25 protein-coding genes are annotated in these 25,016 nt (G+C 68.6%); 10 read left to right on the forward strand and 15 right to left on the reverse strand.

Annotated elements, in window-relative coordinates; translation table 11 throughout:
• Positions 1-1,096: hypothetical protein (locus ACJ73U_RS02315; protein ID WP_407775811.1), on the forward strand; the 1,096-nt coding region annotated here is incomplete at its 5' end.
• Positions 1,097-1,278: 182 nt separating this feature from the next.
• Here ACJ73U_RS02315 and ACJ73U_RS02320 read toward each other — a convergent pair.
• The 8 genes from ACJ73U_RS02320 to ACJ73U_RS02355 form a co-directional block, all read right to left on the reverse strand.
• On the reverse strand, positions 1,279-2,085 hold the full coding sequence (locus ACJ73U_RS02320) for a DUF4437 domain-containing protein (RefSeq protein ID WP_407775812.1): 807 nt from the start codon (positions 2,083-2,085) through the stop codon (positions 1,279-1,281).
• Between the two features lie 11 nt (positions 2,086-2,096).
• Positions 2,097-3,071, reverse strand: a complete 975-nt coding sequence (locus ACJ73U_RS02325; protein ID WP_407775813.1) for an ABC transporter ATP-binding protein — start codon at positions 3,069-3,071, stop codon at positions 2,097-2,099.
• Positions 3,064-4,872, reverse strand: coding sequence for a dipeptide/oligopeptide/nickel ABC transporter permease/ATP-binding protein (locus ACJ73U_RS02330; RefSeq protein ID WP_407775814.1), 1,809 nt, complete (start codon positions 4,870-4,872; stop codon positions 3,064-3,066). The genes ACJ73U_RS02325 and ACJ73U_RS02330 overlap by 8 nt, the downstream gene beginning before the upstream one ends.
• On the reverse strand, positions 4,869-5,789 hold the full coding sequence (locus ACJ73U_RS02335; RefSeq protein ID WP_407775815.1) for an ABC transporter permease: 921 nt from the start codon (positions 5,787-5,789) through the stop codon (positions 4,869-4,871). Before ACJ73U_RS02335 ends, ACJ73U_RS02330 begins: the two co-directional genes overlap by 4 nt.
• 4 nt (positions 5,790-5,793) lie before the next feature.
• The gene (locus ACJ73U_RS02340; RefSeq protein WP_407775816.1) at positions 5,794-7,296 is read right to left on the reverse strand and encodes an ABC transporter substrate-binding protein; all 1,503 of its coding nucleotides are present in this window, start codon (positions 7,294-7,296) and stop codon (positions 5,794-5,796) included.
• Positions 7,297-7,407: 111 nt separating this feature from the next.
• Positions 7,408-8,223, reverse strand: coding sequence for a hypothetical protein (locus ACJ73U_RS02345; protein ID WP_407775817.1), 816 nt, complete (start codon positions 8,221-8,223; stop codon positions 7,408-7,410).
• 93 nt (positions 8,224-8,316) lie between these two features.
• Positions 8,317-8,565: a hypothetical protein gene (locus ACJ73U_RS02350; RefSeq protein WP_407775818.1), complete on the reverse strand. Its 249-nt coding sequence runs from the start codon at positions 8,563-8,565 to the stop codon at positions 8,317-8,319.
• Positions 8,566-8,875: 310 nt separating this feature from the next.
• Positions 8,876-9,946 carry a hypothetical protein gene (locus tag ACJ73U_RS02355; protein WP_407775819.1) on the reverse strand — a complete coding sequence of 357 codons (1,071 nt, stop codon included), beginning with the start codon at positions 9,944-9,946 and terminating at the stop codon, positions 8,876-8,878.
• Positions 9,947-10,344: 398 nt separating this feature from the next.
• Here ACJ73U_RS02355 and ACJ73U_RS02360 point away from each other — a divergent pair, with 398 nt between their 5' ends.
• The gene (locus tag ACJ73U_RS02360) at positions 10,345-10,554 is read left to right on the forward strand and encodes a DUF4177 domain-containing protein (RefSeq protein ID WP_407775820.1); all 210 of its coding nucleotides are present in this window, start codon (positions 10,345-10,347) and stop codon (positions 10,552-10,554) included.
• A 20-nt stretch (positions 10,555-10,574) separates the two neighbouring features.
• On the opposite strand, the gene ACJ73U_RS02365 is transcribed toward ACJ73U_RS02360, so the two are convergent.
• A complete protein-coding gene (locus ACJ73U_RS02365; RefSeq protein WP_407775821.1) occupies positions 10,575-11,036 on the reverse strand; it encodes a phage tail protein in 462 nt (153 codons plus the stop codon).
• 70 nt (positions 11,037-11,106) lie between these two features.
• Positions 11,107-11,667, reverse strand: coding sequence for a TetR/AcrR family transcriptional regulator (locus ACJ73U_RS02370; RefSeq protein ID WP_407775822.1), 561 nt, complete (start codon positions 11,665-11,667; stop codon positions 11,107-11,109).
• Between the two features lie 90 nt (positions 11,668-11,757).
• Between ACJ73U_RS02370 and ACJ73U_RS02375 the strand changes: the two genes are divergently transcribed.
• Positions 11,758-12,297 (forward strand): cupin domain-containing protein, encoded by a 540-nt coding sequence (locus tag ACJ73U_RS02375; protein ID WP_407775823.1) that lies wholly within the window; start codon positions 11,758-11,760, stop codon positions 12,295-12,297.
• Positions 12,298-12,345: 48 nt separating this feature from the next.
• Here the strand turns inward: ACJ73U_RS02375 and ACJ73U_RS02380 are convergent, their stop codons facing one another.
• Positions 12,346-12,954 carry a hypothetical protein gene (locus ACJ73U_RS02380; RefSeq protein WP_407775824.1) on the reverse strand — a complete coding sequence of 203 codons (609 nt, stop codon included), beginning with the start codon at positions 12,952-12,954 and terminating at the stop codon, positions 12,346-12,348.
• A gap of 272 nt (positions 12,955-13,226) precedes the next feature.
• Here ACJ73U_RS02380 and ACJ73U_RS02385 point away from each other — a divergent pair, with 272 nt between their 5' ends.
• From ACJ73U_RS02385 to ACJ73U_RS02395, 3 genes are all read left to right on the forward strand, one after another.
• Positions 13,227-13,604 (forward strand): TIGR03618 family F420-dependent PPOX class oxidoreductase, encoded by a 378-nt coding sequence (locus ACJ73U_RS02385; protein ID WP_407775825.1) that lies wholly within the window; start codon positions 13,227-13,229, stop codon positions 13,602-13,604.
• 80 nt (positions 13,605-13,684) lie between these two features.
• Positions 13,685-15,721 carry a phosphocholine-specific phospholipase C gene (locus ACJ73U_RS02390; RefSeq protein WP_407775826.1) on the forward strand — a complete coding sequence of 679 codons (2,037 nt, stop codon included), beginning with the start codon at positions 13,685-13,687 and terminating at the stop codon, positions 15,719-15,721.
• 173 nt (positions 15,722-15,894) lie between these two features.
• The gene (locus ACJ73U_RS02395) at positions 15,895-16,797 is read left to right on the forward strand and encodes a DMT family transporter (RefSeq protein WP_407775827.1); all 903 of its coding nucleotides are present in this window, start codon (positions 15,895-15,897) and stop codon (positions 16,795-16,797) included.
• 69 nt (positions 16,798-16,866) lie between these two features.
• On the opposite strand, the gene ACJ73U_RS02400 is transcribed toward ACJ73U_RS02395, so the two are convergent.
• Together ACJ73U_RS02400 and ACJ73U_RS02405 are read right to left on the reverse strand one after the other, a co-directional pair.
• Entirely contained in the window at positions 16,867-18,180 is a 1,314-nt protein-coding gene (locus ACJ73U_RS02400; protein WP_407775828.1) for an alpha-glucosidase/alpha-galactosidase, read from the reverse strand.
• Positions 18,181-18,275: 95 nt separating this feature from the next.
• The gene (locus ACJ73U_RS02405) at positions 18,276-19,034 is read right to left on the reverse strand and encodes a DeoR/GlpR family DNA-binding transcription regulator (RefSeq protein WP_407775829.1); all 759 of its coding nucleotides are present in this window, start codon (positions 19,032-19,034) and stop codon (positions 18,276-18,278) included.
• 266 nt (positions 19,035-19,300) lie between these two features.
• Here ACJ73U_RS02405 and ACJ73U_RS02410 point away from each other — a divergent pair, with 266 nt between their 5' ends.
• The 3 genes from ACJ73U_RS02410 to ACJ73U_RS02420 are packed head-to-tail and all read left to right on the forward strand — an operon-like array spanning position 19,301 to position 22,397.
• A complete protein-coding gene (locus ACJ73U_RS02410) occupies positions 19,301-20,629 on the forward strand; it encodes an ABC transporter substrate-binding protein (RefSeq protein WP_407775830.1) in 1,329 nt (442 codons plus the stop codon).
• On the forward strand, positions 20,626-21,564 hold the full coding sequence (locus tag ACJ73U_RS02415) for a carbohydrate ABC transporter permease (protein ID WP_407775831.1): 939 nt from the start codon (positions 20,626-20,628) through the stop codon (positions 21,562-21,564). The genes ACJ73U_RS02410 and ACJ73U_RS02415 overlap by 4 nt, the downstream gene beginning before the upstream one ends.
• Positions 21,564-22,397, forward strand: coding sequence for a carbohydrate ABC transporter permease (locus ACJ73U_RS02420; RefSeq protein WP_407775832.1), 834 nt, complete (start codon positions 21,564-21,566; stop codon positions 22,395-22,397). Before ACJ73U_RS02415 ends, ACJ73U_RS02420 begins: the two co-directional genes overlap by 1 nt.
• Positions 22,398-22,437: 40 nt before the next feature.
• Here ACJ73U_RS02420 and ACJ73U_RS02425 read toward each other — a convergent pair whose 3' ends face one another.
• Positions 22,438-23,418: an aldo/keto reductase gene (locus tag ACJ73U_RS02425; RefSeq protein ID WP_407775833.1), complete on the reverse strand. Its 981-nt coding sequence runs from the start codon at positions 23,416-23,418 to the stop codon at positions 22,438-22,440.
• Positions 23,418-24,284 (reverse strand): EamA family transporter, encoded by an 867-nt coding sequence (locus tag ACJ73U_RS02430; RefSeq protein WP_407775834.1) that lies wholly within the window; start codon positions 24,282-24,284, stop codon positions 23,418-23,420. The genes ACJ73U_RS02425 and ACJ73U_RS02430 overlap by 1 nt, the downstream gene beginning before the upstream one ends.
• On the opposite strand from ACJ73U_RS02430, the gene ACJ73U_RS02435 reads away from it, so the two are divergent.
• Positions 24,283-24,855, forward strand: coding sequence for an Lrp/AsnC family transcriptional regulator (locus tag ACJ73U_RS02435; protein ID WP_407775835.1), 573 nt, complete (start codon positions 24,283-24,285; stop codon positions 24,853-24,855). The genes ACJ73U_RS02430 and ACJ73U_RS02435 overlap by 2 nt on opposite strands.
• Positions 24,856-25,016 lie beyond the last annotated feature (161 nt).

Genomic DNA, 25,016 nt, shown 5'->3' on the forward strand with positions numbered 1-25,016 from the left:
GATCGAGGCTCACCTGCGGTTCGCGGGCTGGCTCCACGTGGCCATGCTGGCGTGGACGGCGTTCGACATCTGGATGCTGCCGGTGCTCGGCGCCCCGCCCCGCGGCGGCGGTGGTGGTTCACCCCGCATCGGCGGCATGGGTGGCATGGGTGGCGCGACCGCGACCGCCACCGTGTCGGTGCTGTCGTCGGCCGAGGTGGTCGCGGCGCTGCGCAGGCTGGTCGCGACCGGCGCGGTCAAGGCGCCCGAGCTGGTGAAGCTCCTCGGCGGTCGCACGGGTGAGCTCCAGGCCCCGCCGAAACCCATCGAGGCGTCTGGCAAACCCGCAGGGTCCGGCCCTCGGACGCCGAAGGTCGAGGACCGCCTGCACACCATCGACGAGCTGCTCGGCGACCCGGCCGTGCGTGCGGCCCGCAAGGACAGGTCCTTCGAGGGCAAGCTGAAGGGACGGCTGCGTGACCACGCGGGCAAGACCCTGAAGGAGCGGTTCGACGAGGCACGCAAGGACGCGGCCACCGCACGCGACCTCGGCAACCAGGAGCTGATCAGGGAGACCCAGCGCCGGGTCGACGCCATCCGCGCCGAGATCGAGTCGGTGGAGACCACCCTCCGCCGCATCACCGAAGGCGACCTGCCCAACGAGCGGATCCTCGAGGGCCCGTTCGCCAGAGACAACCCGGTCCAGGCCGCCACTCGCGCCCGCATCGAGCAGTCGCCGGAGATACGCGCGAACTTCCGCAGGCAACTCGCGCCGCGAGAGGTGGCGGGCGCCCGGGAGGCTGAAGGCGTGGCAGGCCGCCCCGGCCACGCGCAGTCCAGCCACAAATGGACCCAGGAAATGCAGGCTGAAATCCTCAACAAACCAGACAACATCTTCACCGGAGTGAACGACAACGGATTACCGGTGGATGTCTACTATCGCAAGAATGGCGATGTGGCGATCACTGTCGCGGGCAGCAAGAAAGACGTCATCACGTCCTACGGTCCCTCGGATCCGGACGGCGCCGGATCCATCAACCCGATCACCAAGTGGAAAGGGCAGAAGACGTATATCGAGATCAACCCGCGCAACGGCAGGCCGAAGCCACCCGAGTGAGATGGGCGCCCAGCCCGCTGGAGGAGGCGGCGTCGAACGAAAGACCGCCGGACCATGGCCCCTACAGCCGAACGGCCGAAAAACCCGCCACTGGTCCTTGAGTGTGTGCCGAACTCACCGTCCGGGTAGCTCGCGGCTCGAGGGGCTGCCTCGGTCAGGATGCGGTCCCTCGTCGGCGTTGCTCAGTATGCGGTTGTGCTCGCGGTGGGGGTGCCGTAGCGGCGGAGGTGGTCCGGCAGGATCGGGTGGTGGTCCGGCGACCAGGTGAAGTGGGTTTCGTGCTCGGTGTAGGTGGTGGACAGTGGGCCGCCTTTGGTGCGGAACAGCATCAGGTTGCCGGTGAGCGTGCCGAACGGGCCGTGCCATTCGTGTGGTGGTCGCCAGAAGTAGGCGCCGGGGCGCATCACGCCGACGGGTCCGATCAGTTCGCCGGAGAGCAGGTACATCTCCTCGACGACGGGGTGGCGTTCCGGGCGCTGTCCGTTGCGTAGTGGCATGGTGCCCAGCAGCCAGGTCTCCTCGCCGTTGTGCGGATCTTGGCGGAGGAACTTGCGTCCGGCTCCCGGTGGGAACCGCGGGTGGAAGTTCCCGCTCCATGTCCCGTCGAGGGCGCTTCGTCGTTCGACGAGCCGGTCCCGATCCGCTGCCGCGGTGGGCAGGCCGGAGAAGAAGGTCAGCACGATGGCTCCGGAGGCGGAGGCCATGCCGTCGCGGTGGTAGCCGGCTGGCAGGTGTGCGTATCCGTATCGGGTATGGCGTATTGCGCCGATGGTGAGGTCGCCGGCGAGCACGAACAGTTCCTCGTCCATGCTCAGGACTGTTGGCTCGACGGTCCGCCATCCGGGCGGGTAGCGCAGGAGCAGGCTGGCTGCCCCGGTGTCGACGTCGGCGCTGAGCTCGCGCGTTTCGACCGAGTGCCGACCCGGCACCGTGTCGCGTCGCCAGGGAAGTGCCTGTGCCTGGATGAACTCGATGAACGGCCGCCCCACTCGGGTCCTCCTCATCTGCCCGGCATCAGCCGGCCGGGGAACAAGCACCGGACCCATTTCCCGGGCGCCACCTCGCTCAGTACGGGATCCTCAGTGGCGCAACGGCTTTCGGCAATGGGACAGCGTGGGTGGAAGTGGCATCCGGAGGGCCGGTCGAGGGCTGAGGACGGTTCACCGCGGAGCACGATCCGTTCCCGGCCGGTGCGGCCGATCACCGGCGTTGCTGACAGCAGCGCCGCGGTGTAGGGGTGTTGTGGGCGTGCCACGATGTCTTCTGTGCTGCCCTGTTCGACCACGCGACCGAGGTACATCACCACGATCTGGTCGGCGATGTGGTGCACGAGTGCGAGGTCGTGCGAAATGACGAGGTAGGCGATGCCGCGCGTGCGTTGCAGGCCGGTGAGCAGGTTGATGATCTGCGCCTGTACGGAGACGTCCAGCGAGCTGACCGGCTCGTCGGCGATGAGCAGCTCGGGGGTGAGGGCGAGCGCCCTGGCGATGGCGATGCGCTGGCGCTGTCCGCTGGAGAACTGCGCGGGAAGCCGCTCGGCGGCGTCAGGCTCGAGGCCGACCTCGGTCAGTAGCCGGCCGACTCTGGTCGCGATGTGTTGGCCACCGGCTATCCGGTGTACACGTAGCGGTTCGGCGACGATGCGTCCCACTGGCATCCGCGGATCCAGGCTGGCATAGGGGTCCTGGGGGATCAGCTGCATTCGCCGCCGCACGGCTCGCAATGCGCGGGTGTTGAGATCGGTGATGTCCTGCCCGGCGAAGTGGATGCGGCCGGCGTCCGGGCGATGGGTCCGCATCACGGCCAGCGCCACCGTGGACTTGCCGGCACCGGACTCCCCGACCAGCGCCACCGTGTGCCCGTTGTGAACGGTCAGTGAGACGTCGTCGACGGCGCGCAGCGGCCGGCCTCCGGCTGTGAACGTGACGGTGAGGTTCTCGACACGCAGTAGTGGCTCAGCCAGTGGCTCAGCCATCGGCATCGCCGGCCTTGACGCAGGCAACCTGCACGTCGCCGACGGCCCGCAGCGCGGGTTCGTCGCCCTCGCACCGAGTTTCGGCGACCGGGCAACGCGGGGCGAATCGGCACCCGGGCGGCTCCTGGCCCGGTGCCGGTGGTTGTCCGGGGATGGGGTGCAGTGGTGCCCGGGGGGTGGCGAAGTGTGGCCGGGCGGCCAGCAGCCCCCGCGTGTAGGGGTGGCGCGGTATGGCCAGCAGGCTCGCGGTGGGTCCGATCTCCACGATCCGCCCGGCGTAGACCACGGCGACGCTGTCGCACGTCTGCGCGGCGACGCCGAGGTCGTGGGTGATCAGGATGATGGCGGTGGTGCTGGCCTGCTCGCGCAGTACGTCGAGAACCTGGGCCTGGATCGTCGCGTCCAGCGCGGTGGTGGGCTCGTCCGCGACCAGTACTGCCGGCGAATTGGCCAGCGCAAGGGCGATCACGGCTCGCTGGCGTAGGCCGCCGGACAGTGTGTGCGGGTAGGCCCGCACACGCTCTTCGGGGGCCGGCATACCCACCCGTCGCAGCGTCCGAATGGCCTGCACCTGTGCGTCCTTCCTGGACAGGTGTTGATGTCGGCGGATCGACTCGACCAGGAGCGACCCGATGGTCCGCACCGGGTTGAGTGCCATCATCGGGTCCTGGAACACCATCGCGATCCGCGCGCCGCGTAACGAGCGCAACCGGCGTTCGTCCGCGCCGAGGATCTCCTCGCCCGTCACGCGCACCGAGCCGGTGACCACGCCGGGCGGGGGCACGAGCCCCAACAGGCTCATCGCGAGCGTCGTCTTGCCGGCACCGGACTCGCCGACCAGACCGAGCGTCTCGCCCTGCCGTAGACACAGGCTGACGTCACGAACCACCGGACGGGGGCCGGTGCCGCCGGGAAAGGTCACCGTCAGCCCCCGCACCGTGATCGCCGCGGCGTCGTCCGGCTCGCCGATCGCTCTTGATGGACCGGGGCCTGCTGTGCGCCGGCGGGGGAGCACTTGGCCGCGGATCGCGGAGTCGGTTCCGACGAGGTTGGCCGCGGTCACCGCCAGCACGATCGCGATGCCGGGTCCGAGCAGCAGCCAGGGCGCGTCGACCAGGTGCGCGCGGCTGTCGGCGAGCATGTTGCCCCAGGTCGGTGTGCCGAGCGGGGCACCGAGACCGAGGAACGAGAGGCCGGACTCCGCGATGATCACCTCGGCGAACTGCAGCGCGCACAGCACCCGCAGGGTCGCGCCCAGTGCCGGGAGCACGTGGGTGACCAGGATGCGTGCCGACGCCGCGCCGGTCAGGCGTGCGACGAGCACGTAGGGGCGGGTCCGGACGCTGAGCGTCTCGGCGTAGGTCACCCGCGCGTAGCTGGGCCAGGTCACCAGGCCGAGCGTCAGCGCCAGCGGCCAGAACCCGTGACCGGCGAGCGCGACGACCACGACCGCGACCACCAGGTACGGGAAGGCGATCATCAGGTCGATCAGCCTGGTCAACACGGCACGCGACCAGCCGGTGCGCCAGCCGGCAAGCAGCCCGACGAGCGTGCCGATGGCCGCGCCCACGATGGTCGCCACCAGGCTGATACCCAGGGACCACGGGAACCCCGCCAGCACCCGGGAGAGCACGTCGCGACCGAGTTGATCGGTGCCGAGCAGGTGCGAAGGCCAGTCCGGAGCCGCCAGCCGGTGCGGGAGGTCGGCGGCGTACGGGTTCGCGGGCGCCAGCACCGGCTGGATGACCGCGAGGACGCCGAGCAGCGCCGCGATGCCGAGGCCGACCCGCCGCCCGGTCACGATGCGCTCCGCAGGCGTGGGTCGAGCATCCGGAACACCAGGTCCAGCCCGGTGTTGACGACGAACACGCCGACGGCGACGACGACGACGGTGGCCTGGACCACCGGGAAGTCCAGCCGGGTGACCGCCTCGACCAGCAGCCGGCCGAGCCCCGGCCAGCCGAAGATGACCTCGGTGAGCAGGGCACCGGAGATGAGGTAGGCGAACTGGGTGCCGATGACGGCGACCGTGGCCAGCAGGGCGTTGGGCAGCACGTGCCTGACGAGCAGGGCCGCACCGCCGGCACCGGTCGCCAACGCGGTACGAACGTAGTCCTCGCGCATGGCTTCGGCGACGTTGGTAGCCACGATCCGGATCAGTTGCGGAGCAAGGAAAGCAGCCAGCGTCAGCGACGGCAGCACCCAGCTGCCCGGTCCGGCGGCGCCGATCGAGGGCAGCCAGCGCAGGTCGACGGCGAAGACCTGGATGAGCAGGAGGCCGACGACATAGGCGGGTACGGCCTGGGCGACGAAGACGCCCGAACTGACCACCCGGCGGCCGATGGAGCCGGTGCGGGCACCAAGCCAGGTACCCACCACGACGGCGAGCACCGCGTCGACGGTGATCGCGGTGGCCGCCAGCGACAGGGTCGGGGTGATCCGGGCGAACACCAGGTCCAGGGCAGGTTGACCGGTGGCCAGTGACGTGCCGAGGTCTCCGGTCAGGACGTTGCCGACGAACGTCGCGTACTGCGCCGGCAAGGGTCGGTCCAGCCCGTAGTGGGCGCTGATCCGGGCCACCGCGTCCGGGGTGGGGTCCGAGCCGGCGAGCACGACGGCCGGATCACCGGTCAGCCGTAGCACGAAGAACAGCACCGTCGAAATGAGGATCAGCAGGATCGCCAACTGCGCGGCGCGGTTGAGCAGGACGCGCGCCACGTCGCTACGAGCCCACGGTCAGCTCGTGGTAGTTGATCACCCGGTTGACGTCGTGGTAGCCCTTGACCCCACCGGCGGTCGCGTTGAGGTCGATCTGTTCGACCAGCAGCAGGCTTGGTGGGTTGTCGTGCGCTGCCCTGGCCAGGTCAGCGAGCAGCGTTGCCCGCCGTCCGGTGTCGAATTCGGTGCTCGCCTTGGCCTGTAACGGCATTACCGCCTCGTCGCAGAAGAACGCCGGCGTCTTCGCGCAGGAGAACAGGGCGTACGGACGGGAGGCGTCCAGGATCGGTGCGGTATTCCAGGACAACCCGAACGCGGGCGTGTCCCAGGTGCCCTTGGTGTACTTGTCCAGCCAGGCCGCGAACTGCACCTGACGCAACGTCACCCGCACCCCGACTTTGGCCAGGTCGGCCGCCATCGCCTGGTAGATCTCCGCGTCGGCGGGGTAGGTGCCGACCACGACCTCGGCGGGCAGCGCGAAACCACTGCCTACGCCCGCCTCGGCCAACAGCCGTCTGGCCTTCGCCGGGTCGTAGGGATACGGTTTGACGTCCTCGGCGTAGCCGAAGGCACCGGGGGTGGCGCCCTGGCTCGCCGGCCGGCCAAGCCCGGCCATGACGTTGTCCACAATGGAGTTCTTGTCTACGGCGTAGTTGAGCGCCTGTCGCACTCGCCGGTCGCTCAGCGGTGTGCTGCCCCTGGTCGTGACGAACGCCAGGGACATCACCTGCGGGGCCGGGGTGACCTGGACTGTGGCGCCAGCCGCGGTGATCCGTGCCTGTTGGTCAGGGGACAGGCCGAGTACCAGGTCGAGCTGGCCGGACTGCAGAGCCTGCAGGCGGGCCGCCGGCTCACCAATTTCGGTGATCTCGAGTCGAGGCACCACGGGTCTACGCCAGGAGCCGTTGAAGCCGGTGAAGGTCACCTTTCCCGGATTCCACGACTCGACCTGATAAGAACCGGAACCCACCGGACTGGCGGCGAACCCTCCCGGGCCCCGCTCGGCCCAGGCTTTCGGCGCGACGATGTACATCGTGGCAATCCGGTTCGGCAGGATCGGATCCGGCGCCGCTGTGGTGAACTCGACCTCGGTTGCGGAGACCGCCCGGCTCGCGCTCAGCGTGAGCAGCTCTTTCCCGACGACGGTGGCCCTGCCCGGGTCGGAGTGAAGATAGTCGAACGTGGCCACGACCGCGGCGGCGTCGAGCTTCTCGCCGTCGCTGAACCTCAGACCGGAACGCAGGGTGAACGTCCACGTCGTGCGGCTGGTCGACGCCCACTTCCGCGCCAAAGCAGGGGCCGGTTCGCCGTTCGCGTTCACCACGGTGAGCGCATCGAACATCGGCGACCAGGTGTAGATGCTCGGAGAGCCCACTGCACTGAACGGATTTCCCTGACCCGGCGGCAAGGTCTGGACCCCGACACGCAGCACCCCGGCCGTCGCGGCGTCGCCACCCTCGCCGTCGGAACCGCAGCCGGACATCATCAGCATGCCGATCGACAACACGACGATGAATCGGCGACAGCCAGGACCTGTCGAGGAACACAGCATCGGTAACTCCCTCGTTCGCCCGACCCGTCGCCGCGAGAGAAACGCTAGCCAGTATTCATCATCAACTCAACGAAAGGCCGACGGCCGCAACTCGAGAATCGCACCGTCCGGGGTCACCAGCACGCGCGGCGCGCTTTTCGGCGCATCGACGACGACCACGGCGACTCCCGGCGGAAGGGCACCGGACAGCACCGGACGCCGGACAGCCAGCGGCGGATACTGGTTGATCTCAACCAGGTTCCGTCCAGCCAGCTGAACCGAGCTGAGCCGGTGCACGGCGGACGCGGGCAACCCGAATGCCTGGTTGAGCACACCGATCGCACCGAACCGGTCCGAACAGCGGCGCACCGAAAACGTTTCCTCCCACCAGGTCCGAGCCAGCTCCAGATCCTCGGCGGCATACACGACGCCGTAGACACCATCCACCGCACCAACACCAGGATCCGGCCGGCCCGGCAACTCGAACGGCGGCAGCTCGCCGCGAATCTCAGTCAGGTACAACACCTCGCCGGTCGGCCCTGCCACCTGGGCCGACCGCAGCACTGCTCCCGCCCTGCCGGTCAGCGGCGCCGGCGCGCGCAGCGTCGTGAACCCCGCGCCAAGGCCAGCGAACACCACATCGACGTCAGCCACCGACAACTCCAGCGCCGCCCAGCCAAAACTGCGCATCGGCAGGTAGCCAGGTGTGGCCGCGCCCTCCACCATCTGGATCACACCACCCACGCCGCTCGCCGAGGCAACCGTCACGTACGGCGCGCCCGCCACAGCCGGCGCAAGCCAGCGTGCCGCAGTCCGATCATCGATCACGCCGACGGCCACGACACCGAACCCGAGCCCGTCCCGGTAAGCAGTGACACTCCGCTCGAGATCGCCGGTGCTCACCACAACCGAGCGAATCGGCCCCACCCTGGGAATTCTCACCTTCCCACAACTAGCAGGGACAATGGCTGGTGTGAACCCGTCCTGGTGAGGAGATCATGCACTAGACGGGATTGTTTGGCCAAAAATGATGTGGACCGGGAGGCCGCCGGTGACGGCCTCCGTGGCAAACATCCGCCGGAAGTCGTGGGGCCGGTAACGCAGCGGTTCGTTGTCGGCGGCTGTCAAGCTGGTGTGGCCGAGGGCCTGGTCGAGCAACTTGTAAATGGTGGTATCGCGTGGGACTTCCCACTTCCAGCCGTTGGGCTTGTGCTGGAACAGGTGCAGTAACGGTGGGCCGACCACGTGTTCGTGGTGTCGTAACGCCCGGTCAGGGGAATGGTGCTGTCGTTGTCGTGACGGAGCCGGTGCAGCCACACGAACGACTCCTGTTTGGCCGGCAGCCACTGCTCGGCCTCGATCCCTTGCGGATCACCCGCACGAGCTGGTCGTCCCAGTGCAGGTCAACTCCGCTAAGTGCGGGCAGGCACCGGGCCATTCCGGAACGGTACTGAGGGGCGCCGCGCCGAGCGGTGCCCCTCACCATCACTCGGTAGTACAGGCATCCGTTCTGCCTTCTTGCCGGGACGCCCCGGCAAGGAGGCACGGCAAGAACTCAGGTGTTGCCCCACGTTCGAACCCGCTGTTCGCCGTCGTTGGTGCACGGGGCGGCGCCGGAGTAGGTGAGGCTGCCGACGATCATGGCCCAGTTCGACAGGGAGGCGCCGTCGTAGCCGGAGATGTTGTCGTTCTCGTGGAAGAGGTTGCCTTGTGACGCGCACTCGCGCGGGTGTGTCGAGTCGACGCAGCCGGTGCTGGTGTCGCAGAACCAGTCCGAGAACTGGCCCTTCTGGCCGGTGCGTTCGAGGACGTTGCCGTAGATGTCGTTGTGGTTGCTGTCGTTGCGGGCGCGGACCGGGTCGCCGCTGACATAGGCGAACTCGTTGTTGACGATGACGTTGTCGCTGCTGTGGTGCGCGATGTACACGCCGTGCAGCAGCGCCGTCTGGCTGCCGGTGTTCTCCAGGTGCACGAAATGGTTGTCCTGTATGACGTTCCCGCTGGAGTTCACCAGGTCCACGCCGCCGTAGGCGTAGCCGGCCGACGACCACTTGGAGCCGATGTCGACCAGTTCCATGCCGAAGACCTTGTTGTGGTTGAAGCCCGCGTCCGCCGGGACGCGGAGGCCGTCCACGGTCTGGTAGCGGCCCGCCAGGGCGATTCCGCCCTCGCTGTAGCGTTCCACCCGCAGATAGTAGAACCGCAGGCCGCCGTCGCCGCCCTGCGGCATGGTGTCGGGCATCTTGCCTCGCAACCAGTACCCCGCCGTGCCGTTGCCGCGGAAGACGGGGCGTCCCGCGATGTCGTCGACTCCGTCGCCGTACTCGTAGTCGGTCGGCATGAAGTTCACGGTGTGGCCCGGCACGATGTAGGTCCAGGTGGTCGTCGGGGCGGTGTAGGTGCCCTGCTTGATCCGGACCTCGACATCTGTCTGTGGCTGCGCCGCGGTCAGCACCTCCTGTGCCCGGGTCAGGGTCCTCACCGGCGCCGAGGCGCTCAGCCCGGAGTTGGTGTCCGACCCCGCGGGGTCCAGGAACACCTGGAACGCATCGGCGGGCTCCGCTGTGGCTTGACCAGCCCCGCTGAGCAGAAGCGTCAGCACAGCCGCGATCACGGTCGCGCGCATCGTTGTCTCCTGTCTGGTTCACGGCTCATGACGCCGTGTCTAGCGCGCGATGCGTTGTCCGGCTTCGTGGTTCGGACGCCGGACATCAGGGACCGGACAACGGGTCAGCCGCAGGCGGGGTGGAAGGGCGCTTCGGGGTCGACGACATCGGAGAGCTTCGCCTTGGTAGCACCCCGTCAAGCTCGGCGATGGCCGGGTTGTAGGCGCCTTTCTGCAGCCTGAAGTTGGCGGCGGTAAGACCTGCCGAGGCGGCCGTCACGTGAATGCTCAGCGCGGCAGCCGCGTTCATCATGACCCGCTCAGGACAGCCCATGACACCCGGTCCAGACTCGCGCACGCTACCCGTCCACGAAACTTCCGACCGGCGGCGCGTGGGGGTTTGCGCCATCATTCGGGGTATGGCGGAAAAGTACGAGTACAAGGTTGTCGAGCTTCGGGAGAAGCTGCTCGGCGGCAAGATGTCCGGCGCGAAGCTCGAAAGCGTGCTCAACGAGCACGCGGCGAAGGGTTGGCAACTGAAGGCCATCACGGCCACGGAGGTGAAGGGCCGCATCGGGCCGGGAGGTGTTGACGGGGTCCTGGTCACCTTCGAACGCAGGGCGGGCTGAGCAGCACGCCGCCCCCGGGGTCAGTACTCGTTCTTGATGACGAAGTAGGAGCCGCGGATGGTTCCGGCCAGCTTCGACTTCTGTCGGGCGAACTTGAACGAGGAGAGTTCGGCGGGGACCTCCATCCCGTCGGAGAGTTTGAAGCCGACGGCTCGTTTGCCGGAGTCTTCGAGGGTGTACATCACGTTGATCGACAGGCCGTTCTCGTAGAACACGTATGCCATCCGGATGTTCTCGACCTCGAACGCGGTCGCTTCGAGCGGGCGGGCGGAGATCTCGATGCCGCGTTCCTCCTTGAGGATCCGGGCCACCCAGTCGATGGTCGGCCCGGCGTCGCTCGCGGGCTCGACCGTGAAGACGTGGTCGTACTTGTTCTTGAAGTACCGGGCCTCGTTCGCCCGCAGGCCGGCGAGCGCGGGCGCGACCGGCGACGACTCCAGGCCGACGGTCGACACGGTGTCGAAGTCCACGGCATGGGGCATGTCCAGCTCCTCCGGTCGGATTCAGCGTATGCGCTGGTAGCGAAGGTACGCGAGGCGGGACGCGCGTGCCTCACGACGGCAGGAAGATCGTCGTCGCCTCGTCGGCGAGTGCGGCGGAGTTGGGGGCGTCCGGGTCGGTCTGCGCCAGGTGCAGCAGTCCGAGGATGGCCGCGTAGGCGACCCGCGCCCGGGACACCGCCCGGTCCGGCGGTAGGCCGAGCTCGCGGTACGTGCGGGCCAGGAGGTCCAGCCGGGCCCGGTTCACCTGGCGGACCGCGTTCCTGACCCGGGGGTCGTTGCGGTCGCCGAGCAGACTCAGGTGCACCGATGGGGCCAGCGGCTGGACGGCGTGCACGACCGTGGTGAGCAGGTCGCGCAACCGCTGCGCCGGATCGGTGATCGCGGCGAGCTCGGCGAGCCCCTCGTCGCCGTGGGTTCGTACCCACTCGGCGAGCGCGGCCGTGACCAGCTCGTCGCGGTTCCGGTAGTGCGCGTAGAAACTGCCCTTGGTCACGCCGAGTGTCCGCGCCAGCGGTTCGACCGCGACCGCGGCCAGCCCGCCGTCCGCGATCGCCTTCAGCGCGGCCCGCGCCCAGTCCCGGGCGGACAGCCGGGTCGACTCGCTCACCACGGGCCACAGGATACGCGTGCGTATTGACGGTCCCGCCAGCGCTGGATACGGTACCGTATCAATACGGTGGCGTATTAAGGAGTGGAGCGCATGGGAGTTCGCCGAGTGGTCACCGGGCACGACGCCGAGGGCAGGGCCCGCGTGGTCGACGACGGCGTGGTCGAGCCCATCACGTCCGAGCTGATGCCCGGCTGTGCGGCCTACCGGCTGTGGGGCCGGGACGAGCGGCCCACGTTCCCGGACGACGGCGCGCCGCGCGGCGCGGAGGCGTACTTCCCGCCTCGGGACGGATCGCGCTTCATGATCAACACGATCCCGCCCGGTGAGCTGGTCCCATCCCCGGACCTCGACGTGGCCGCGGCCTGGGACGAGCTGGAGCGGCAGATGCCGGGCGCGGCGGCCACGATGGAGCCCGACGCCCCGGGGATGCACACCACCGACAGCCTCGACTACGTCCTGGTCGCGTCGGGCGAGGTCACGCTGGAACTCGACGACGGCGAGCGGACGGTGTTGCGAGCAGGCGACGTGGTCATCCAGAACGGCACCCGGCACGCCTGGCGCAACCACGGCACCGAGACCTGCACGATCGTCGGCGTCGCCATCGGCGCGGACCGGCCCCGGCCGGCATAGTCCGCCGCCGCTTCGCGTTCGACACGACGAAGTCCCCGGCCGCCCAGATCACGATCTCGGCAACGCCACACGGTAGGTGAGCTCGTACTCGTAGCCGTCGACCACCCGCACCGTGGCCGACAGCACCGGGGCGCGCACGGTGCACGCCGTGGCCTCCCTGGTCACGTAGTCACCGCAGTCGATCGCGCCGTACAGGCTGTACGCGTCCGGTTGGCCGGTCGCGCCGCTGACCATCATCAGCACGCCGAAGATGGCGGACTTGAGGTCGCGGGGCGGGGCCGCGTCCAGCGTCGTCGTACCCGTCCCGTCGGCGTTCAGCGGGAAGCTCCAGGTGGTCATGCCGTACCGCGTGGTGATGCGGCTGTTGTTCGCCCGGCGCTCGTCGTGGAAGAACGTGCTTGAGTAGCCGTAGCGGCCGGCCGCGTCGCGCAGGCGACAGGTGTAGCCGGAGTCGTCGGGCACGGTGCAGTGGGCGGTGACCGTCGTGTGCTCTTCCCGCCCGACGCCCGACGCCACGTCCTGCTCGGCCTCATGCTGACTGGGTAGCGACGGCGTGGCCAGGGACCAGATCCCCACCGCGATACCCACCGCAGTGAGCACCGCCAGGCCGCGGAACCACCAGGACCTGACAACCTGGCTGGGCGTCTTGCTCTCCACGCGACCTGTGATGGCCGGCGGTCACGTGCGGTTCCCTGTGACATCGTCGTGTGATGACACCTGCCCGCCACCAGAGACTTTCGGTCTTCCTGTGGCGGCCCGCCGGGGACGGCAACCGGGTGCGCGTCGGCTAACCCGGGCTGCGCGGTGATCGTGTCGTCCGGGACCAGGCCGCGACCGCGGTCGCGAAGAAGGTGTGGACCCACCTACCCGAACCGTGACGGACGCGACCTCGATCGGCGCGGCGGCGGCGCCTGGAGGACGATCAAGCCGTGGACCTTCCCGAGGAACTGCTCGACCTGTTGCGGAACCGCGCCCTCTGCTTCGTCGCGACGGTCATGCCCGACGGCGCGCCCCAGCTGACCGAGACCTGGGTCGACACCGACGGCACGCACATCCTCGTGAATACCGTCGAGGGGTTCCAGAAGATCAAGAACGTGCGGCGGGACCCGAGGGTGGCGCTCAACATCGCCGATCCGGACCGGCCGGTGCGCTACTTCGACGTCCGTGGCCGGGTCGTCGGCATCTCCACGGACGGTGCCGCCGAGCACATCGAGAAGCTGTCACACCGGTACACCGGCAAGCCCTACTCGTTCGGGCGCGGCGGTACGCGAGTGCTGCTCACGATCGAGGTCGACCGGGTCCGCTGAGGACGTTTGTTGGCATCGGCAGCGACAGAGGTTCGTCCGCCGGCCACGGGCCCGTCACCGAGGGCTGCTGATGTTGCCCCATGTCAGAGACCACGGGACTCAACCGCCGCAGGTTCCTGCAACTGGCCGGCGCGACCGCGACATTCACCGCCTTATCGGACAGCATAGCCGCGGCCGCCGCCCTGCCGGCCCACCGCCGCACCGGCACCATCCGCGACGTCGAGCACATCGTGGTCCTGATGCAGGAGAACCGGTCGTTCGATCACTACTTCGGCGCGCTGCGCGGTGTCCGCGGCTTCGGCGACCCGCGCCCGGTGTCGCTGCCGAACGGCAGGTCGGTGTGGCACCAGTCCGACGGCACCAGGGACGTCCTGCCGTTCCGCCCGGCCGCCGACGACCTCGGCCTGCAGTTCATCCAGGACCTCAACCACGACTGGCAGGGCGGCCACCGCGCGCTCAACGGCGGTAGGTACGACCAGTGGATCCCGGCCAAGACGCCGACCACCATGGCGTACCTGACCCGCGAGGACATCCCGTTCCACTACGCGCTCGCCGACGCCTTCACCGTCTGCGACGCCTACCACTGCTCGTTCATCGGCTCCACCGACCCGAACCGCTACTACCTCTGGACCGGCTACACCGGCAACGACGGCACGGGCGGGGGACCGGTGCTCGGCAACGACGAAGCCGGCTACGGCTGGACCACCTACCCCGAGCGCCTCGAGCGCGCGGGCGTGTCGTGGAAGATCTACCAGGACGTCGGGGACGGCCTGGACGCCGCCGGTTCCTGGGGCTGGACGAACGACGCCTACATCGGCAACTACGGCGACAACTCGCTGCTGTACTTCAACCAGTACCGCACCGCGCGGCCGGGGAACCCGCTCTACGACAAGGCGCGCACCGGCACCAACGCCAAGTCGGGCCAGGGTTTCTTCGACATCCTCGAAGCGGACGTGCGCGCGAACCGGCTGCCGCGGATCTCCTGGATCGCCGCGCCGGAGGCGTTCACCGAACACCCGAACTGGCCGGCGAACTACGGCGCCTGGTATGTCGCGCGCGTGCTCGACGCGTTGACCAGCAACCCGGACGTGTGGAGCAGGACGGCCCTGTTCATCACCTACGACGAGAACGACGGCTTCTTCGACCACGTCGTCCCGCCGATGCCGCCGCTCTCACCCGCGCAGGGCAGGTCGACCGTCGACGTGGGCCTCGACCTCTATCCCGGCGACGCGAGCCGCGTGCCCGGCGCGTACGGGCTGGGGCAGCGGGTGCCGATGCTGGTCGTGTCGCCGTGGAGCAAGGGCGGTTTCGTCTGCTCGGAGACGTTCGACCACACGTCGGTCATCCGCTTCATGGAAGAACGCTTCGGCGTGCACGAGCCGAACATCTCGCCGTGGCGCCGTACCGTCTGCGGTGACCTGACCTCGGCGTTCGACTTCGCGCAGGCCGATCCGCGGCCCGCGCGACTGCCCGGCACCGGCGGGTACGAGCCACCCGACCGCGACCGCCACCCCGACTACGTGCCGCCGGTGCCCGCCGACCCGAAGCTGCCGGTGCAGGAACGCGGCCGGCGCCACACCAGACCCCTCCAGTACCAGCCGTTCGTGGACGCCCACGTGCAGCGGTCGGCACTGACGCTGACCTTCGGCACCGGCCCGGCGGCGGGCGGCGCGTTCCACGTCACGGCCGCGAACCGCACGGACGGCCCGTGGACGTACACCACCGAGGCGGGCAAGACGGTCACGGACACGTGGACCGGTGCGTACGACCTGACCGTGTTCGGGCCCAACGGTTTCCTGCGCACGTTCGCGGGCGCGGCGCCGGTGGCCGAGGTGACCGCCCGGCACAACGGCGGCCGGGAGGCCCTGACCCTGACCCTGCACAACCCGTCGACCACGACGGTGAGTCTGACCGTCACCAGCGCGTACGGCGGACAGCGGACGTTCACCCTGCACCGCAACGCGACGCTCACGCACACGGTCGACCTGGACCGCACCGACCGCTGGTACGACGTGACCGTGACGTGCGACAAGGACAGGACGTTCCGCCGCCGGTTCGCAGGCCACGTCGAGAACGGCAAGCCAGGCCTGAGTGACCCGGCGATACTCACCCACTGAGGCACCGCACGAGCCGGCGTGTGACTGTCGGCCTGGGACGGGTCTGTGGTGTTCGTGACATGTCGGCTCGGACGGGGGTCGGGGCTGTCACCGTGGGACCAGTGACCGGGCGTGATGAGTTGGTGGGGCCGGAGTCGTCGACGGCACGCGGCGTTGTCCCTGTTGTGGGGGCGGTGACCGCTGGCGTCGGGCTGGCGGTGCAGGCCCGGTTGAACGGGGAGCTCGGTTCGTGGGTGGGCGACGGTATCGCGGCGACACTGGCGTCGACGACGGTCGGGCTCGTCCTGCTGCTGGTGGTTGTCCCGCTGCTCCCGGCCGGCCGACGCGGGCTGGATCTGATCCGCACGGCAGTGCGCACCGGCGAGTTGCGCTGGTACCACCTGGCCGGCGGTGTCTGCGGCGCGGTGTTCGTGGCCGGCCAGGGAATCAGCGTCGGAGCCGTCGGGGTCGCCGTGTTCACTGTCGCCGTCGTGGGCGGCACGGCCGTCGGTGGTCTGGTCGTCGACCGTTTCTGGAGCGGCGGCCCCAGCGGTCCGCGGCCGATCACGATGGCGCGGACGGCAGGGGCCGGGGTGTGTGTGGTGGCGGTCGCGATCGCCGGGCACGGAGCGTGGGACGGCTCCGGATCCCTGGCACTGGTCGTGCTGCCACTAATCGGCGGGATCGCGATCGCGGTCCAGTCAGGACTGAACGGGCGGGTCGGCGCGGTCGCGAGGTCTCCGTGGCCGCCCACGCTGATCAACTTCACGGTTGCCGCCGTCTCACTCACCCTCGCCCTGACCGTGCGGGTCGTGTTCCGCGGGGGCCCACCCGGCCGCCTCCCGACGGAACCGCTGCTCTACCTGGCCGGAGTGATCGGTATCGGCGTCATCGCGGTCGCCACGATCGCCGTGCGGCACATCGGTGTTCTGGTCTTCGGCCTGGCCAGCGTCACCGGCCAACTGCTCGGCGCGGTCGTGCTCGACGCACTCACCCCCGGCCGGCAGCCCTCACCCGCCACGTTCACCGGCGTCGCGATCACCTTCCTCGCACTGGTGCTGGCCGCCCAACCAGGTTTCCGAGGCGCCAACCACTGACTCGGGCGAGTGAACGCGCTCACACGAGACCGGGCCGGGCAGATCGGCGCCGCCGCGAGACGGCAACGGTCAGCACGGTGGACGTCTCGGCTGGCGCAACGCGGCCGGGATGAGCTCACCGTGCGCCGCCAACAGCTCGTCGCACATCGCCTCGGCCTGGCGGGTGGTCAGCACGGCGGCGGCGTTCGGGTCGAGTAGTACCGCTTGGTGCACGTGCCGGCGGTCGCCGTCCAGTACGGCGCGTACCGTCAGCTCGACGACGTTGAGGAACGTGCGGTTGAGGGCCGCCAGCTGCGGTGGCAGTGCGCCGACCGGCTGCGGGTGCGGCCCCGACGCGTCGACGACGGCCGGTACCTCCACACAGCATTCCGCCGGCAGGTTGCTGATCAGCCCGTCGTTGCGGACGTTGAGGTAGATCTCCCGCGCGGCACCGGTCTGGTGCGCGTGGATGAACTCCGACGCGAGCTCCGAGGTCGGTGTCAGCGTGAGCGGGCCGCCGCTCTCCAGCTCCCTGCGGGTCTCGCCGTACTCGTCGAGGTTGCGCTCGGACCGGCGCAGGTACTCCCCGACCGGGATGCGGAAGTGCTCGATCTCGTCGTCGTGGCGCATGAACCAGGGCACGTACTCCGCGCCGTGCTCGCTGGACTCGGTGGGGAAGTAGCCGAAGCGGCGGAAGATCTCGACCCGGACCCTGCGCCGCAGCTGGGGATCGGCGTCGATCGCGGCGTGAAGTCGGGGATACAGGTCGGTTCCGTCGTGCTCGAAGCGAAGCACGAACGCCTGGTGGTTGAAGCCGGCGGTCAGGAAGTCCACTTCGGACACCGGCAGGCCGGCGACCCCGGCGAGGAACCGGTGCGTGTCCCGGACCGAGTGGCACATCCCGACGACCCGGGCGAACGGCGTCCCGGCGTAGACCGCCCACGGCAGCATCGCCATCGGGTTGCTGTAGTTCAGCAGGTACGCGTCCGGCGCGACCTTCGCCAGGTCCTCACCGATCGCCATCAGCACCGGGATCGTGCGCAGGCCACGGAAGACGCCGCCGACACCGATGGTGTCCGAGATGGTCTGGCGGACGCCGTAACGCGCGGGGATGTCGAAGTCGGTCCGCGTGGCCCGGTAGCCGCCGACCTGGATCTCGTTGATGACGTAGTCCGCGCCCTCGACCGCGGCCTGCCGGTCGAGGCTCGAGCCGACGCGGGCACCCGCGCCGGTCTGCTGGTTTATCCGCCGTACCAACGCTTCCGCGTACCCGAGCCGCTCCTCGTCGATGTCGTGCAACATCAGGTCCAGCTGGCCGTGCAGCGCAGTGAACCCGCACAGGTCGGTGACGACGTTGCGGGTGAACTCGACGCTGCCCGCGCCGATGAACGCCACCTTGGTCATGCTCGCACTATGACACCGACTGCACGAAGCAAACAACGACTCGACTCAAACGCGCAACTTCTACGCCGTTTACTGCGCGTTTGATCATGCGTACCTCAGACGAGCGTGACCTCGCAGCCGAGCGCCCGAATCGCGCCGATCTTGGCCTCGTCGGCGCGGTCGTCGGTGATCAGCAGGTCCACCTCGCCCATCTCGCACACCCGCGCGAGCGCGACCCGGCCGATCTTCGTGGCGTCGGCCAGCACGATGGTCCGCCGCGCGCGGCTGCGCATCACCCCGTTCGCACGCGATCCCGCCGGGTCGTAGTTCGTGCAGCCGGCCTCGGCGTCGACCCCGTCCACGCCGACGAACGCGACGTCGAGGTTGTACTCGGACAGGAAGGTCTCGGCGGAGTGGCCGACCGCCTCCTGGCTGCTGCTGCGGATCTCCCCACCCGCCGAGAACACCCGCAGCCGCGGGTTGTCCAGCAGGTGCAGCGCGACGTTGAGGGCGTTGGTGACGACGGTGAGCCCCTCGTGTTCCAGCAGCAGCCGCGCGAACTCGGTGACCGTGGTGCCGCCGGTCACCCCGATGACCCTGGCGCCGGCCAGGTGCTTGCGTGCCTCGTGCGCGATCTTGCGCTTCTCGGTAAGGTCCTGCGTGGTCTTGTAGCTCAGCGGCAGGTCGTTGAACGCGGCGTGGATCGTCGCGCCGCCCCGGGTCCGGCTGACCAGCCGCTGCTGTTCGAGCAGCTCGAGATCGCGCCGGATGGTCGCATGCGACACGTCGAACATCTCGGCGAGCTCCGGAACCTCCAACGACCCGTGCGCGACCACAGTGGACAGGATCTGGTTGAGACGTTGGTTGCGCCGCATGGCGCCGAGGGTATCGCACGAACAAGCAGAGTGCGCATAGCTTCCCCGTCCTGCGCGCAATTTGCGCACAGGAGAGCGTTACCCGGTCTTAACCCCAACAAAGCGGAAGTATCGGACTTCGCTCTGTTGACCAGCCGATGAACGCGTGCCATAGTCCAGTTCAACATTCGGACCGATCATGTAACGCGCAAATATTTGCGCGTTTTCTGATCGAAATGCTCGGAGTTCGCCGGCCCGGCCAGTCCCAGTTGTGAGAGGCGTCGCTCATGTTCTCGCCGCGAAGGAACGTCCGGCTGACCGCCGGCATCGCCGTCCTGTCCAGCCTCGCCCTGCTGGGCACCGCGTGCGGGGGCGGCGACAGCGGCGCGTCCCAGGAGACGACCGGCGTCACGATCAACGTCACCCTGGGAGCCGCGTCGCCGCCCCAGGCGGCGCTGGAGGCGTTCACGAAGTCCACCGGCATCAAGGTGAACTGGACGAACCTCGACTGGGACAGCCTGCAGACGAAGATCGCGGCGGCCGCCACCGCGAAGACCTACTTCGCCGACGCGACCGACGTCGACTGGTCGCGGGTGGGCCAGCTGGGCAAGCTCAACTGGTTCTATCCCATGGAGAAATACCTCGACACCAAGAAGCTGACCTCGGACATGCCGCAGCTGTCGTCGTTCACGACCGACGGCCACGTCGTCGGCATCCCGTACGACGCGTCGTTCCTCGTGGCCACGGTCAACAAGAAGATGTTCGCCGACGCCGGCGTCACGTCGATGCCGACGACGATCGCCCAGTACACACAGGATCTGAAGCAGATCAAGGCAAAGGGCGCCGTCCAGTACCCGCTGAACATCCCGTTCGCGGCGGCCGAGGGCCTGTCCACCTACTGGTACCAGACCACCGCGGCGTTCGGCGGCAAGGTACTGGACGAGAAGGGCAAGCCGCAGTTCGCCAGCCGAGGTTCCGCGGGGTACAAGGCGGCACAGTGGATGGTCGACGCGCTGAAGCAGGGCCTCGTCGCGCCAGGCAACATCAACGTGACCGACAGCCAGGGACAGCAGACCCTGATGGCGCACGGGCAGACGGCCAGCGTGTTCGGCGACTACTCCGGCAACGTCGGCAGCCTGTACGACGTGCCGGAATCCTCGACGGTGGTCCATCAGGTCGGCTACCTGCCGACGCCCGGGGTGAGCGGACCGGGGCCGAACATGAGTAACCCCGACGGCATCGGCATCCCCGTGAACGCCAAGTACCCGAAGGCCGCGGCGAAGTTCATCGAATGGTTCACCTCGGCGGAGAACCAGGCCGACTTCGCGGGCCTGAACGGGCCGGACAAGGCGTGGAAGAGTTACAACATGCCGTCCCGCCTCAGCGCGGTCGAGCAGCTCAACAAGAACGGCAACATCATCGGCGGGGACACGCTCGCCTCGCTGCTGAAGGACCAGGCCCGGCCGGTGTTCCCCGGCGGCGCACCGAAGTGGTACCCGGAGTTCTCCACCGCCGTCTACACGAACCTGCACGCGGCCGCGACGGGCGCGATGTCGGTCGACACAGCGATCAAGACCATCGCCGGCACCACGGACCGGCTGGCGAGCGGCCAGTGACCAGTACCCGGCTCCCGACCAGGCCGGTGACGACCAGCGAGCCCAGCCCGAGGCAGCGAAAACGCCGTCGCCGGTTCGATCTCCTGCCGTACGTGCTGGTCGCGCCGCTGGCGCTGTTCATCGTCGGCCTGGCGCTGGTGCCGGCGGGTTTCACGGTCGTGGAGTCGTTCTTCAAGGTCGACACCCTCGACCCGCCGACCCGGTTCTTCGGCCTCGGCAACTTCCGGCAGATCTTCGGAGATCCGCTGCTGCGCACCACCGTCGTCAACACGCTCGGCTACGTCGTGATCGGGACGGCGTTGTCCACCATCCTCGGCATCGCGATGGCGGTCACCCTCCAGCACCGCTTCGCCGGGCGCTCGGTGCTCATCGCGATCCTGGTGCTGCCGTGGGCGCTGCCCGGTGTCGTGGAAGGCATCGTGTGGACCGGGATCTGGGACGCGAACACCGGACTGCTCAACAGCGTGCTCACCTCCCTGCACCTGATCGACCACTACCAGGTCTTCCTCGGCCAGCACCGGTGGCTGACGATCTTCCTGATCGAGATCGTGCAGGTGTGGCAGATAACGCCGCTGTCGGCGCTGCTGGTGCTGGCCGCGCTGCAGAACATCCCCGGCGACCTGTACGAGTCCGCCCGGCTCGACGGCTGTTCGGGCCCGCAGGCGTTCCGGCGGATCACGCTGCCGCTGGCCCGGCCGGGCATCGCGATCGCGATGGTGCAGGCGGTGATCACCACACTCAACGTCTTCGACCAGCCGTACGTGCTCAACGGCGCCGCGTCGACCGCGTCGTCGGTGATGATCCAGACCTACCTCGTCAGCTTCCAGAACCTGAACTTCGGCGAAGGATATGCGTTGTCACTGCTCGTCACCGTGGCCACGCTGGTGCTGTCCCTCGGCGCGGTGAAGCTCGTGTACCGACGGGTGGAGTACTGATGCGCGCGCGGATCCGGCTGCGGTGGTTCGGGATCGCGTTCATCCTGCTGTGGTCGCTCGTCCCGATCTACTGGACGATCAACATCAGCCTGCAGTCCGAGGCAGACCTCGGCAGCAAACCGGCGCACTACCTGCCACCCAATCCGACGCTGAAGAACTACGAGGCACTGCTCAGCGGATCCGGCCCCGTGCCCGGCCAGATCCGCGCCTCCGCGGTCAACATCGTCGTCGAGTGCGCCGCCGCGACCATCATCACGGTCGTGCTGTCCACCCTTGCCGCGTACGCGTTCGCACGCATGAAGTTCAAGGGCCGCAACGTGTTGTTCTACGCGACCCTGGCGACGATGGCCTTCCCCGCCTACACGACGTTGATACCCCTGTACCAGATCCTCACCGAGTTCAGCCTCGTCAACACCTACACCGGCATCGTCCTGGTGTACGTCTCCGGCTTCCTCCCGCTGGCGACCTGGATCATGTACAACTACCTGCAGAGCCTGCCCGCCTCCCTGGAGGAAGCGGGCCTCGTCGACGGCGCACACCGGATGCAGGTCTTCTGGCACGTGCTCCTACCGCTGGCCCGCCCCGGCATCATCTCGACGGCCATCATCACGTTCCTGTTCTCGTGGACGCAGTTCCTCTTCCCACTGGTGCTCTCCACCGACCTGTCCACCCAACCGCTGACCGTCGTCGTGCAGGCACTGCAAGGACAACACGTGGTACCGACGACGCTGCTCAGCGCCGCGGGCGTAATCGCGATCGCCGTACCCGCCGTCATCGGGTTCACCCTCAACCGCTACATCGTGAGCGGCCTACTCGCGGGAAGCGTCAAATAGCGCGAACCGCTCCCACGAGTCCGTCCGCCCCGGCGAACAGTCAATGGTGGCCGAGCACGGCGTGCGGTCGGTACGGTGCGTGCAGCGTGGCCACCTCGTCCTCGGTCAGTCCCGTATGGACCGCGGCGATCGCGTCCGTCAGGTGTTCTGTTCTGGTTGCGCCGATGATCGGTGCGCTCACCCCTGGCCGGCCGAGTAGCCAGGCCAGGGCGATCCGCGCCGGCGGCAGGTCGCGCTGGGCGGCGACCGTGCGCACCGCGTCGACCACGTCGAAGTCGTCGTCGGTGTACAGGTTGTCGGCGACGGGGTCGGAGCCGGACCGCACGGTGGTCTGTGCGCCGCCGCGTCCGCGGGTGCCGGTGAGCAGTCCGCGTGCCAGCGGGCTCCACGGGATGAGGCCGACACCCTGGTCGAGGCAGAGGGGGATCATCTCCCGTTCCTCCTCGCGGTAGACGAGGTTGTAGTGGTTCTGCATCGACACGAACCTGGTCCAGCCGTGGGTATCGGCGACGTGCTGTGCCTTGGCGAACTGCCAGGCGTACATGCTCGACGCGCCGATGTACCTGGCCTTCCCGGCGGAGACCACGTCGTCGAGGGCGTTCATGGTCTCCTCGATCGGGGTCTCGGGGTCCCAGCGGTGGATCTGGTACAGGTCGACGTGGTCGACGCCCAGCCGGTCGAGCGAGGCGTCGATGGCGGCCATGATGTGCTTGCGGGACAAGCCCTTGTCGTTCAGACCGGGCCCCACTGGGAAGTAGACCTTGGTGGCCAGGACGTAGTCGTCGCGGCGGGGGAACAGCTTGGCGAGCAACCGGCCGGTGATCACCTCGCTGGCTCCGTCGGAGTACATGTCCGCGGTGTCGAAGAACGTCACGCCCGCCTCGACGGCGTGGCGGACGATCGGCTCCGCGGCGTCCTCGCCGAGGATCCAGTCCCGCTTGGTGGGGCTGCCGTAGCTCATCATGCCGAGGCAGATGCGGGACACGGCGAGGCCGGAGGTGCCCAACCGGGTGTAGTCCATCAGTTTTCCTCTTCTCCCTGGGGTTCCTGGTGCACGGCGACGCCTGTGGCGATCAGCGCGATGCCGGTCAGCTCCCGGATGGTGGGCACCTGGGTGAGCACGACGATCCCGATCACCGTCGCGACCGCCGGCAGGATGGTCAGCATCAGCGCGAAGGTGTCCCGGCGCAACCGGGCCATGGCGAGTTGGTCGGTCACGTAGGGGATGACTGACGAGCAGATGCCCACGCCCACCCCGGCCAGCAGCGCCGCCGGGCTGATGAAGGCCGGCGCGGCGGCGGTGACGGAGAACGGTGTCGCGACCACCGCGGCGACCAGCATCGCGGCGCCCAACTGGTCGATGCCGGCGCCGGTGTTGGCGATCCGGTGGCCGAGGACCACGTAGAGCATGAACAGCGCGCAGTTGACGAACGCGAAGACGAAGCCGAGCGCCGCACCGGCGAGTTGGAGATCGGTCAACGCGACCACCCCACCCACGGCGAGCACGAGGGCGATCAGGTTGCGGGCGTTGCGCACCCCGACCGCAGCGAGCACGATCGTGCCGAGGAACTCGATGGCCCCGACGGTCGCGAGCGGCAGCCGGTCGATGGCGAGGTAGAACGTGGTGTTCATGACCGCGAGCACCACCCCGAGCCCGAGCAACACGCGGCGCTGGCGCGGTGCGAGACGCCGGACCAGCCGCCAGGGCCTGCGCCACACCGCGAACACCACGGCGGCACTGGCGATCCGCAGCCAGGCCACGCCGAGCACGTCCACGCGGGCGAACAGCAACACGGCGAAGGCCGGCCCGAGGTAGTGGAAGACCGCGCTGACGCCGAAGTAGACCGGCGCCGGCATCCGAGACGCGATCCCGGACGGTGTCGTCATGCGGAGTATCTTCCAAAGCAATACCCCGAGGCCGGAATGGCACTATCCAGGAAGAAGGCCTGAGTTGCCTGGAACTTCAAGGCCAACCGGCCAAGATTCCTTCCCCGAGCGGTCCCGGCTGCTGGACGAGGTGAACGTGCGACTGCTGAACGAACTGCACGAGAACCCGCGGCTGTCGATGTCCGAACTGGCCCGCCGCGTCGGCATGTCGGCCCCCGCGGTAACTGAGCGTGTACAACGCCTGGAACGCACCGGTGTGATCACCGGCTTCCGGATGGAGGTCGACCCGGCCGCCCTGGGCATGCCCGTGACGGCGCTGGTGCGCATCCGCCCCGGCCCCGGTCAACTCCCCAAGATCGCGGCAGCGGCCCGAGACACGCCACAGGTGGTGGAGTGCTCCCGCATCACCGGCGAGGACTGCTTCCTACTCAAGATGCACGGCCCGTCAATCAGCCAACTCGAAGAAATACTCGATCGGTTCCTGATGTTCGGCCAGACCACCACGTCGATCGTCGTATCCGAGCCGGTCCCACGCCGACCGCTGCCCGTCCCCACCGTGGACAAGCGATAACGCGCCCTCAACCGAGCCAGGACTGTCACCGCCGACCTCGCTGGCCAGTGCACGTCCTCGCGGTTCGTTGCTGGGGGTGGAGCCGTCCGGCTCATTTTGCTAGGCCGTACAACGCAAACACGGTCTGAATGGTGTTGGTGCCGGTCGGGGCGGCCCAAGAT

The organism is Actinophytocola sp. (genome assembly GCF_045807065.1).
GTDB lineage: Bacteria > Actinomycetota > Actinomycetes > Mycobacteriales > Pseudonocardiaceae > Actinophytocola.